The sequence below is a fragment of the Chitinophaga sp. genome (assembly GCF_035761305.1).
Taxonomy (GTDB): Bacteria; Bacteroidota; Bacteroidia; order Chitinophagales; family Chitinophagaceae; genus Chitinophaga.
This window is the reverse complement of the sequence record NZ_DASTRI010000164.1, coordinates 1-11,295: the sequence shown is the minus strand read 5'-3', so window position 1 is coordinate 11,295 and position 11,295 is coordinate 1. Positions and strand designations below refer to the sequence as shown.

10 protein-coding genes and 1 pseudogene are annotated in these 11,295 nt (G+C 50.3%); 6 read left to right on the top strand and 5 right to left on the bottom strand.

Translation table 11 applies throughout. The annotated features are described in order from the left end of the window. Positions 1–1,285 (bottom strand): annotated as a pseudogene (locus VFS25_RS14170) (excinuclease ABC subunit A); the annotation flags it as partial. 645 nt (positions 1,286–1,930) lie between these two features. Here VFS25_RS14170 and VFS25_RS14165 point away from each other — a divergent pair. Further along, positions 1,931–2,503 (top strand): RNA polymerase sigma factor, encoded by a 573-nt coding sequence (locus VFS25_RS14165; RefSeq protein WP_326462812.1) that lies wholly within the window; start codon positions 1,931–1,933, stop codon positions 2,501–2,503. A 182-nt stretch (positions 2,504–2,685) separates the two neighbouring features. Here VFS25_RS14165 and VFS25_RS14160 read toward each other — a convergent pair whose 3' ends face one another. Further along, entirely contained in the window at positions 2,686–3,888 is a 1,203-nt protein-coding gene (locus tag VFS25_RS14160; protein WP_326462811.1) for an acetyl-CoA C-acyltransferase, read from the bottom strand. A 99-nt stretch (positions 3,889–3,987) separates the two neighbouring features. On the opposite strand from VFS25_RS14160, the gene rlmN reads away from it, so the two are divergent. From rlmN to VFS25_RS25300, 4 genes are all read left to right on the top strand, one after another. Then, entirely contained in the window at positions 3,988–5,031 is a 1,044-nt protein-coding gene (gene rlmN / locus VFS25_RS14155) for a 23S rRNA (adenine(2503)-C(2))-methyltransferase RlmN (protein ID WP_326462810.1), read from the top strand. Between the two features lie 66 nt (positions 5,032–5,097). After that, complete coding sequence (locus VFS25_RS14150) at positions 5,098–6,297, top strand: pseudouridine synthase (RefSeq protein WP_326462809.1); 1,200 nt, start codon at positions 5,098–5,100, stop codon at positions 6,295–6,297. A gap of 123 nt (positions 6,298–6,420) precedes the next feature. Continuing rightward, a complete protein-coding gene (locus tag VFS25_RS14145) occupies positions 6,421–7,152 on the top strand; it encodes an RluA family pseudouridine synthase (protein WP_326462808.1) in 732 nt (243 codons plus the stop codon). A 43-nt stretch (positions 7,153–7,195) separates the two neighbouring features. Then, the gene (locus VFS25_RS25300; protein ID WP_349256392.1) at positions 7,196–7,336 is read left to right on the top strand and encodes a DUF433 domain-containing protein; all 141 of its coding nucleotides are present in this window, start codon (positions 7,196–7,198) and stop codon (positions 7,334–7,336) included. Positions 7,337–7,677: 341 nt separating this feature from the next. Here VFS25_RS25300 and VFS25_RS14140 read toward each other — a convergent pair whose 3' ends face one another. Together VFS25_RS14140 and VFS25_RS14135 are read right to left on the bottom strand one after the other, a co-directional pair. Continuing rightward, positions 7,678–8,313 carry a peroxiredoxin gene (locus VFS25_RS14140; RefSeq protein WP_326462807.1) on the bottom strand — a complete coding sequence of 212 codons (636 nt, stop codon included), beginning with the start codon at positions 8,311–8,313 and terminating at the stop codon, positions 7,678–7,680. A gap of 191 nt (positions 8,314–8,504) precedes the next feature. After that, positions 8,505–9,119 (bottom strand): hypothetical protein, encoded by a 615-nt coding sequence (locus VFS25_RS14135; protein ID WP_326462806.1) that lies wholly within the window; start codon positions 9,117–9,119, stop codon positions 8,505–8,507. A 212-nt stretch (positions 9,120–9,331) separates the two neighbouring features. On the opposite strand from VFS25_RS14135, the gene VFS25_RS14130 reads away from it, so the two are divergent. Beyond that, positions 9,332–10,336, top strand: a complete 1,005-nt coding sequence (locus tag VFS25_RS14130) for a WYL domain-containing protein (protein WP_326462805.1) — start codon at positions 9,332–9,334, stop codon at positions 10,334–10,336. Positions 10,337–10,344: 8 nt separating this feature from the next. Here the strand turns inward: VFS25_RS14130 and VFS25_RS14125 are convergent, their stop codons facing one another. Beyond that, positions 10,345–11,061 carry a hypothetical protein gene (locus VFS25_RS14125; RefSeq protein ID WP_326462804.1) on the bottom strand — a complete coding sequence of 239 codons (717 nt, stop codon included), beginning with the start codon at positions 11,059–11,061 and terminating at the stop codon, positions 10,345–10,347. Between the last annotated feature and the right edge of the window lie 234 nt (positions 11,062–11,295).

Here is an 11,295-nt window from a genome sequence, read left to right as displayed (position 1 = left end):
TGCCGCCTATTTTTACATACAGCGCTTCTTTACGCAGGCGGCCGCCGCCGCATTCATGGCAAATGGTACGGCCCCGGTAGCGCGCCTGCAGCACACGGTATTGCACCTTGTACAGGTTTTGCTCTACCATTTTAAAGAACTCGTTAATGCCGTAAAAATGCTCGTTGCCCGTCCACAGCAGCTTTAGCTGCTCGTCGGAAAGCTCTGTGATGGGTTTATGTATGGGAAAGTTGAATTTGCGGGAGGCTTTTATCAGCGTTTCTTTATACTCGCCCATTTTTTCACCGCGCCAGGGTGCAATAGCGCCTTCATATACGCTTAGCCGTTTATCCGGTATTACCAGGTCGGGGTCTATGCCCAGCACCTGCCCAAACCCTTCGCATACGGGGCCGGCGCCATAGGGGTTGTTGAACGAGAACAGGTTGGGCACCGGCTCCTCAAACTGGATCCCATCCAGCTCAAAACGGTTGGAGAAGTGCTGCTGCCGGCTGCCGTCCAGCTCCAGCATGCAGTCGCCTTCGCTTTCATAAAAGGCGGTTTGCACACTATCGGCAATACGGTGCTTGTCGTCTTCATCAAAATCTTTTGCTACCACACGGTCTATCAGCACAAAGGTGCTTTCATTTACCGCCGGCTTTTTTTCCTCCAGCAGCTCTTCTATACGCAGCACCTGTCCGCCTTCCTTTCCGCTGATGTATAAACGGGAAAAACCTTTCTGCATCAGGATGTTCAGCTCCTCCTTCACGTCCCTTTTGGCATGGCGGCGGAAAGGCACCAGTATCTGCACTTTGGTGCCGGCGGGCAGTTTGGCAATAAAGTCCACCACGTCGCTCACCTCATGCTTCTTCACCAGCTGGCCCGATACCGGGGAGTAGGTTTTGCCGATGCGCGCAAACAGCAACCGCAGGTAGTCATAGATCTCCGTCATAGAGCCTACGGTACTGCGGGGCGTGCGGGTGATCACTTTTTGCTCAATAGCAATAGCCGGACAAATACCTTTAATATAGTCCACATCCGGCTTGTTCATGCGCATCAGGAACTGGCGGGCGTAGGCGCTCAGGCTTTCCGCATACCGGCGCTGCCCTTCGGCATACAGCGTGTCCATGGTTAAGGACGACTTACCCGAACCAGATACCCCGGTTACCACTACCAGCTTGCTGCGGGGAATAGATACGCTTACATTCTTGAGGTTATGTACCCGGGCGCCTTTTATAAAAATATGATCCTGTGTGCTAACTGATTGGTCATCAATTACTGCTTCCTGCTTCTTTACTTTTGTAGCCATGATTAATTGGGCAAATTTCCACGAAAAAGTTGACAATCTGAAGAAGTCCTTCAGCAACCGGGCCAAAGCCTGTTGCCTGCGCCGCCTGCACCTTGCTGCAGTAACAACGGCTGCCAGTGGTGCATGGTCAGTGAACCACAAATGTGCCTCCGAAAGTACGGCATTCTGATGAAAGTAAACAGTACGCCCCTTTCCATACCGGTGCAAAAATAACGGGCGGCCGCTTAAAAAAACCAGGAGCAGCTGCCAATGGAGCGTTGCCCCTAAAGTCCCCATATTATAAATTACCCCAATAGCAGCAAACAGGCGTGGGCGGCTAACTTACAGGTATAAATGAAGCTGATAATGTTGAAGTTACGCGTTTTCGCGCAGCCGCGCCGGAGCTAACCGGCGCTGGCAGGCAAATACAGCGGGTTAAATGTGTCGATGAATTCCCGGTGAAATTTATTTTCCGGCAGTTGTTTTTATAAACTATTCAACTATATTTGCATTAGACGAAGCCTATACCCTTTAGAACAGATAAGTATATTTTAACCAAAAAAACTTCCTGATTATAGCATAAACTCTACGTAAACAAACACCTACAGACTGTTAAGTCCGTATTTATTTACTCACCCGTCTATTAGTAGAAAGTTTATGCAAGTAATGTATAAATTAAACGATGAGCAATTAATTACCTTGTTCAAGAAGGGGCACCCTTCGGCATTGGAGGAATTAGTGCAACGGCATAAAGATAAGCTGTTTACTTCAATTGTTTTACTCGTTAAAGATCCCTTCCTAGCTGAAGATATTTTCCAGGATACCTTTATTAAGATCATTGACACCATTCGTGCAGAACGTTATACGGAGAAAGGTAAGTTCCTGCCCTGGGCCATGCGCATAGCGCATAACCTGTGTGTGGACCACTTCCGGAAAATAAAACGTACGCCTGTTATTAAAACCGGCGACGACAAAGACATTTTTAATGTGCTGGGCTTCAGCGACAGCTGTGCAGAAGACAGGATGATCATGCGCCAGAGCCATGACCGGGTGCGTAAAATGCTGGACATGCTGCCCGAAGAGCAGCGGGAGGTAATTATCCTGCGGCATTACGCAGAGCTGAGTTTTAAAGAAATTGCAGACCTCACGCAAGTGAGCATCAATACCGCATTAGGCCGTATGCGTTATGGCCTGATCAATCTCCGGAAGATGATGACGGAGAAGCAGATTTGTTTGTGATCCCTTTTTTGCTTGCCATCAACGGGCGGCCGGCTAAATGTCCGACCGCTCGTTCATTTTTATAAGGTAGCTGTTCCTGTTTCCATTTTCCGCAGCTGCCAGTGGCCGCTTTCCTATTCACACATCTCTTATCCATTCAAAACACTCATCCACTCCATCTGCATATTTGCACATCTGCACATCTACCCGCATTTCTCATAAACCACCGCAGCGCCCTGCCCTACGCCCACGCACATGGTAGCCAGGCCATAACGGGCCGCCGGCCGGCGTTTCAGCTCATGCAGCAGCGTGGTGGTAATACGTGCGCCGCTGCAGCCCAGCGGGTGCCCGATGGCAATGGAGCCGCCGTTCACATTCACTATGGAGGGGTCCAGGCCCAGGTCGCGCATACAGGCCAGGGACTGGGAGGCAAATGCTTCGTTCAGCTCAATAAGGCCTAGCTGCGCTACGCTTAAACCGGCCCGCTGCAGGGCTTTGGTAGTAGCGGGTACCGGGCCTATGCCCATGATGGAAGGGTCTACACCGGCAATAGCCATCGCTTTTACCTGCGCTATGGGGGTTAACCCAAAACGTTTTAGCGCGCTTTCCGATACAATCATCACCATAGCGGCACCGTCGTTAATGCCGGACGAGTTGCCGGCGGTTACAGTGCCGTCTTTTGCAAAGGCCGGTTTCAGGGCGGCCAGCTTTTCCAGGAAGGTTTCCCGGGGCGGCTCATCTTTGGCGAACAGCACCTTTTCTTCCTTATTGGGCGTAATTTCTACGGGAATGATCTCAGCCTCCCACCGGCCGGCAGCCAGCGCCTCCCGGTATTTCTGCTGGCTCTGAAAAGCAAACAGGTCCTGCTGCTCCCGGCTGATGTTCCACTGCCGGGCTACGTTCTCCGCGGTTTCGCCCATAGAGTAGGGATAGTACAGGTCTGCCAGCTTTTTATTGGTAAAGCGCCAGCCAATGGTGCTGTCATGCACTTCGGCTTTGCGGCCAAAGGGGCTGTCGGCCTTGGCCATTACAAAAGGGGCGCGGGTCATGCTTTCCACGCCGCCGGCCAGGTATACATCTCCCTCCCCGCACATTACCGCGCGGGCCGCATCCATAATCGCCTGCAGGCCGCTGGCGCAAAGGCGGTTCACGGTATTGCCGGCTACTGTTACCGGCAGCCCGGCCAGTAAGGCCGCCATACGGGCCACGTTCCGGTTATCTTCTCCCGCCTGGTTGGCGCCGCCGGCAATCACGTCTTCAATAGCAGCCGGGTCTACCCCGGGGTTGCGTTGCAGCAGGGAACGGATCATCAGCGCCAGCATATCATCCGGCCGTACGGTTTTCAGCGCCCCGCCATAGCGGCCAATGGGCGTGCGTACCGCGTCAACTATATAAGCAGCTTGCATACTTGTTAAAAATTGAGGTGTAAATGTAGGGGAAATTATTTTCCCTACCTTTGCAGTTGCTTTCCGACTGCCGTAAGGCAGACGCTTAACTTGAACAAAATGAAATCTGACAAAAAAAATATCCGGCACCTTACTTTACCGGCCTTACAGGAATACTTTAGCACTATTGGAGAAAAGCCCTTCCGCGCCAAACAGGTGTATGAATGGCTGTGGCTGAAACACGCCGGCAGCTTTGATGCTATGACCAACCTCTCCAAACCCCTGCGTAGCGCATTGGAAGCGCACTTCTCCCTACCCGCGATAAAGGTGGATGCAACCCAGCATAGCGAAGACGGCACCATTAAAAGCCGCTTTCGCCTGCACGATGGCCACCTGGTAGAGGGCGTGCTGATACCCACAGAAAACCGGCAAACCGCCTGTGTTTCGTCGCAGGTAGGCTGCAGCCTCAGCTGCAAGTTCTGCGCAACCGGCTATATGGACCGCAAACGCAACCTGGATTTTGACGAGATCTATGATGAGGTGGCCCTCCTGAACCAGCAATCGCTGGAGGCGTCCGGCAAAAAGCTTACGAACATCGTGTACATGGGCATGGGCGAGCCCCTGCTCAACTATAAAAATGTGCTGCAGTCAATAGATCGTATTACCGCCGCCGATGGCCTGGCCATGTCGCCCCGGCGCATTACCGTATCTACGGCAGGTGTGGCAAAAATGATCCAACAGCTGGGCGATGACCAGGTGCGGTTTAACCTGGCCCTTTCCCTGCACGCCGCCAATGATAAAAAGCGCAGCGAGATCATGCCCATTAACGAAACCAACAACCTGCAGGTGCTGGTAGCCGCGCTTAACTATTTTTATAAAGCCACGCAAAACCAGATCACTTTTGAATACATCCTTTTCCAGCATTTTAACGACTCCCTGAAAGATGCCGATGAGCTGATCCGCATTTACCGGCAGGTACCGGCAGACCTGATCAATATAATTGAATACAACCCTATTGATAATGCCCGGTTCCAGAAACCGGATGAGGATGCCGTGGAGCAATTCATGCAATACCTGGCCAAACACCGTGTAAATGCCCGCCTGCGCCGCAGCCGGGGTAAGGATATTGACGCTGCCTGCGGGCAGCTGGCCAATAAAGGATAAGCATTAATAAAATAGGTTTAACAACAGGAGGATCGTGGCAATCATGAGCTTCCGCCAATATATAGTATGAAAAAGAACAAACCTGCTGTAACAAAAGGTTTCTCTCCCTTTAAGGAAAACAAAAGCACGCACCGTACCGGCGATAAACGCCGCACCACCACCGGCAACCGGGAAAAGCCCGCCGGTAAAGATTTTAAGCATACCGGCGAACAGCCTGCACGGCCTTCCTTTAAAAAGGAGGGGGATGAAAACAGCTTCCGCCCCCGCCCCCAGTCCGGCGATGCGCGCAAACCCGGGCGCCCGGCCGTAAAAGTGCGCTTTCCTAAAAAGGATGATGACAGCAGCTTTCACGGCGATTTTCAACCTAACGACCGTAAAGCCAAACACGCCGGCCGTGAAACGCCCAGCGGCTTTAACCGGCAAAAATTCTTTGACCGCGCCAACGAGCGCTTTGCCGACAAGCAGGCCCGCAAAACAGCCGCTAAAAAATTCAAACGCGATAACGACAGCAATGACAGCAAAGGTCGCCGCACCGTGGAAACACCCGGCGGCGAAGGCATGCCGCTGAACAAATACATTGCCCATGCCGGCCTGTGCTCCCGCCGCAAAGCCGTGGACATTATCAAGGCTGGCAAAGTAACCGTGAACGATCAGCAGGTGCTGGAGCCGGCATTTAAGGTAACGGCCAAAGACAATGTAAAGGTGGCTAACAAACGCATTACCCCCCAAAAGAACCTGGTGTACATACTGCTCAACAAGCCAAAAGGGTATATTACCACCACCGATGATCCGGAAGGCCGCCAAACCGTAATGGAGCTTATACAAAACGCCACAGCAGAAAGGGTGTTCCCCGTAGGGCGCCTGGACCGCAACACCTCCGGCCTGCTGCTGCTCACCAACGACGGAGAGCTGGCACAGAAGCTGGCGCACCCCAGCTATAACATTAAAAAAATATACCAGGTAGGACTGGATAAACCACTTACCAAGGCCCACTTTGAGCAGATACTGGCCGGCGTTACGCTGGAAGATGGCGTAGCCCTGGTAGATGCGCTGGGGTATGTGGACAGTAAGGATAAATCCCAGGTAGGCATTGAGATACACAGCGGCAAAAACCGCATTGTACGCCGCATTTTTGAGCATCTGGAATACAAAGTGGAAAAGCTGGACCGCGTCATGTATGCCGGCCTTACCAAAAAGAATGTAAACCGCGGTAAATGGCGCTTCCTGTCAGAAAAAGAAATAATACTGCTGAAACATTTTAAATAATGGCTGTTGGTAATGGCTGCAAGCCCATGTTTACCCGCCGGTGGCTACCAGCTTAAATAACCGGTTTAATCCATAGCAGTAAATTTATCCGGCTAACCGCCAATAGCGAACCGTTTACAAATTATGCGCATTAACGAGCACATTGTACATATAACCGACGATTTTATAGTGCTGAACAAACCGGCAGGACTGCTTACTATCCCCGACCGGCACGACCAGCAGCTGCCCTCCCTGCAAACCCAGCTGAAAAAGGCGTACGGCAGCATCTTCACCGTGCACCGGCTGGACCGGGACACCAGTGGCCTGATCCTGTTTGCCCGCAACGAAGCTGCGCACCGGTACTACTCCCAGCTGTTTGAATCGCGTGCGGTGCGCAAATTTTACCTGGGATTGGTAGCCGGCCAGCTGGAGCCGCCAGCCGGCAGTGTAGACGAGCCTATTATGGAGCATCCCGTGCAAAAAGGTAAAATGGTGACTAACCGTAAGGGAAAAGCTGCCCTCACCGATTACGAAATGCAGGAAGCCTTTGGCCTTTACAGCCTGGTAAAGCTGGAAATCCATACCGGCCGTACCCACCAGATACGTGTGCACATGAAGTCACTGGGCCACCCTATAGCCGTAGATGAGCTGTATGGGGATGCTACCCCTGTCTTATTGTCTGCTATCAAGAAAAAATACCGCCTGGGCAAGTTTACGGAAGAGGAACGCCCGCTTATGAGCCGCCTGGCGCTGCATGCCTGGCAGCTGCACTTTACAGACCAGCAGGGCGTTAGCCACCAGCTGGAAGCCCCGCTGCCCAAGGATATGCAGGCGGTGCTAAGCCAGCTGCGGAAGCATAAGAAGCAGCAAGCGTAGCGGCAAGCCTTGCATACGGGGTACGCGCATCACCGTATATGATGTGCTAGGCTACCTGGCGGCAGGCATGACAACAGAACAGATTGTTGAGGATTTTCCGGAGCTGACAAAGGACGATATAAATGCCTGCCTTAGCTATGCCGCTGACTCAGACAAACATACCCGTTTATTGCAATCTGCATGAAATTTTTGATCGATAATAACCTGTCTTTCAAGCTTGTTCAGCCCCTTCAAACAAATTTTCCTGGAACCACGCATGTTAGCAATGTATTAAGCATTCACCTTCTCCTTTCCTATACCGCCGAACTATTACACTTCGGCGAAGCCGATCCTGATAATTGCCTGCTTAAAATTGCTGCTTAGGCTTTCCCCGGATAAAATGAAAAAACGGGGAAAAATCCCCGTTTCGTAAAAATCAAAAACCAACCATTAAAAATTCTTATCGATTGCAGCCTTTTTCAGGCTTTATCAGTTACATTTAGTAAGCCGTTGCCGGCATTTTACCTTACTAACACACAACCGCACTTATTTGTTCGGCTGCGGTGTAGTTCTCAGGTAAGGTTTAATCACTTTATGCCCTTTCGGGAAGCGATTGGGTATATCTTCTGTAGCAATGGTGCCGGCCACAATTACATCTTCTCCATCCTGCCAGTCGGCGGGGGTAGATACGCTGTATTGAGCCGTTAACTGCAGGGAGTCTATTACCCGCAGCACTTCATAAAAGTTTCTGCCGGTAGAAGCCGGGTACGTAATAGTGAGCTTTATCTTCTTGTCCGGGCCTATTACAAACAGGGAACGTACGGTAAAGGTTTCAGAAGCGTTCGGGTGTATCATCCCGTACAGGTTAGCCACCTTTTTGTCCTCATCTGCAATAATCGGGAAAGTTACTTCGCAATTCTGCGTTTCATTAATGTCATTTACCCAGCCCAGGTGCTTGTCCAGCGGGTCTACGCTCAACGCCAGCACTTTCACATTCCGCTTCGCAAATTCGTCCTTCAGCAGGGCGGTTTTACCCAATTCTGTAGTACATACCGGCGTATAATCTGCGGGGTGGGAAAATAATACGCCCCAGCTGTTGCCCAGGTATTCATAAAAATCAATGTTGCCTTGTGTGGTCTTTGCCTGAAAATTAGGCGCTATATCTCCTAGTCTTAAACTCATATCATCTCATTTTATAGCTCCAAATGTAATAATTTCCTACAAATTTTATAGACTTTACAGTTGATTTTGAAAAAAATTTTTCCCTACCCGTTGCCAGGTAGGGAAAGGTGTTAACAAACAACTAAGGATCAGGGCATTAGGGGTTAACAAAGTCCAATGGTATAGGGTTAACAGGGATGAATATGTAGTGTTCAATTGCCTTGTTGTTTCCAGGCGCAATAGGCCATGGTGTATTTGAGGTCGTCCTGCAGATTGGCTTCCTCACGGGCAGCGGCTTCATCAAAATCCAGCTCCAGGTAGCCCAGGTACAGCTCATAGCTTTTGCCCAGCATCAGCATGCACTGGTCTATTTGCTGCCCGGTACGCACCACCTCTTTTCCTTTTGCTCTCTTTTCCTTTACCGGAGCGGGTTTGGGGCTTACCTTACTAATATAGTAACATTCGCCGTCTGTATATTCAACCCAGTTACCGCGCTGCTGCAGCCGGGGACGGGTAAGCTGAAAGCTCATGTGCTCAAACACCACTGCTTCACCGCAGGTAGCCTCCAGGTCAATGATTTCCGGTATGCGGCGCATGTCTTCCAGGTGCTGTACAACGCTCATCTGAATGGTATCGTTGCGGTGACCGGAAAAGCGCAGCAGGTCGTTCAGCACATCGTAATTAGTTACAAAATCGCAGCGATGCCACTGGCCGTTCTTTTTAATATAACCCCAGAAGGTTAAAAAATTAGAATCGTCCAGTATGATCTGGCTTATGGAGATAGCCTGGCATTTGGTAGCGGTGCTTGTATTTTTTACTTTGTTCATAACCCTGATGTTTAATTGACAATACAAAGCTATCTGCGCAAAACGCAGGGAATTTGCGTAGTAAAAAAAAGACAGATAAAATATGCAGATGTGCTATTGAGCGGAAATGTGCTGATAAACGTACACCGGTATGCGGCATTTCATCTGACATTTGCATACCTGCACATCTGCACATTATATTTATTGCCTATTTTGCGCACAAAACCCTGCTCATGCCAAAGAATAAAGATGCCCTTTCCCGTTACCGCTGGATAGACGAACGCCTGCGCAACAAGCGCCTGCCCAAACCTACCCTGGAAGCGCTGATTGCCTATGTGTCTGAAAAAATGGATGCATCTATCTCTACCCGTACCATACAGAAAGATATACAGGACATGCGCCAGGACCCTGAGCTGAACTACCTGGCCCCTATTGTATATGAGCGCAGCACCGGTACTTACCGGTATGAGGATGAATCTTACTCCATCAGCAACATACCCATTGAGGAGGCCGACCTGCAAGGCCTTGAAATAGCCATTGGCATACTGGAACAGTTCCGCAGCCTGCCCGTAGTGCAGCAGTTTGAAGATGCTATCCTGAAAATTGCCGCCAGCCTTAAAATGAACCGGGAGGCGCTGGAGCATAAAGGACTTATAAAATTTGCGCGCGCCACGCAGTACAAGGGCGCAGAGCATATACCGGACATTGTAGACGCTATTAAGAACCTTGAAGTTATACGCATTGCCTACCAGAGCTTTGACCGTAACGAGCCTAAAGAGCATTGGGTAGAGCCTTACCATTTAAGGGAATACCAGCACCGCTTTTACCTTATAGGCAAAAGCCAGAAAGCCAAAGGCGGTACCCTGCTCACATTCGCGCTGGACCGTATTGTAAACCTGTGGCCTACCAATAAACATTTTGATGAGAAGAATTTTGATGATGCCAGCTACTACCGCCATGCCATTGGCATTACAGTGCTGGAAGGGGAACCGCAGGAAGTAATATTATCTTTTACGCCGCACCAGGGCAAGTACATTAAATCACAGCCCCTGCATGCCTCCCAGCAGGTACTGGCGGATAATGAAAAGGAATGCCGTATATCCCTGAACGTTGTTATCAATCCTGAGCTGCATATGCTGCTGCTGGGCTACGGCGCCAATGTAAAAGTGCTGGCGCCTGCCGCGCTGGTACAAAAAATGGCGGCCGAAACAGCCGCCATGCAAAAGCTTTATGAATAAGTGGTTTGTTATTTTTTGGGCATCGCAAACAGGCTGTCCTCTACCGGTTTGTTCACCTCAATCTTGCTAACACTGATCCTGGTGCCGATAGGCTCCTGGGTAGTGAAAGCCGGGTATACATAACCGTTATCTGTTTTCTTGTAGTCGCTAAGCACTGTAGTAATATCCATTTCCTGGCCCTGTGCTACCACATGGCTCTGTATCTGGTCAATGTAATAAGTGTTGGCGTCTACAAACAGGGTTATCACATTCCCGTCCGGGTTCTCTACTTTCAGCTTGTAGGTTTCCATACCGTCTTTGGTTTCTTTGCCTTCCAGCGTTATTTTGCGGCCCCTGGCCTTGTAGTTATACAGCTCGCCGGCCAGGTCAAGGCGGGGCTGCATGGCACGCACCATACTGGAGTCGAGCGTTTTAAGCTCCTGTCCCTGCATAGGCATCAGCATCCAGCCGCCGGTACGGGTTACCACCTGTATATTGTTGGAGCCCATTACCTCAAACTCCATGCGCATCGCCTTATCATTTACCAGCCACAGTTTCAGGGGAATTTCTATGCCGTGCACTTCCATAATGCCTTCGGTATACATGGTTTGCAGGCCTTTCAGCTTATCCTGCCCGCCCATTGCTTCAATGTGTTTGTTTACTATTTCGTCCACCGTTTGTGCCTGTGCGCTGCATACAGCCATAGCCGCCAGGAACATAAGGGTTAACATTTTATTTGCTTTCATACAGATAAATTTAATGCCCAAAATACAGGAATTATACCAATTCCCCGCGCCAATTATTTGGCGGCACACCCGTTCATAAATATCTTTATTGTATGAACTCTTTCCAGCTTTCCGGTAACCTGGTAGATATTCTTAACCAGGAAATATACCCCGCCACCGTGCACATTGCCAACGGCCATATACAGCAGATAGTAAGGAACAACGGAACTTACAGCCAATACCTGCTGCCGGGTT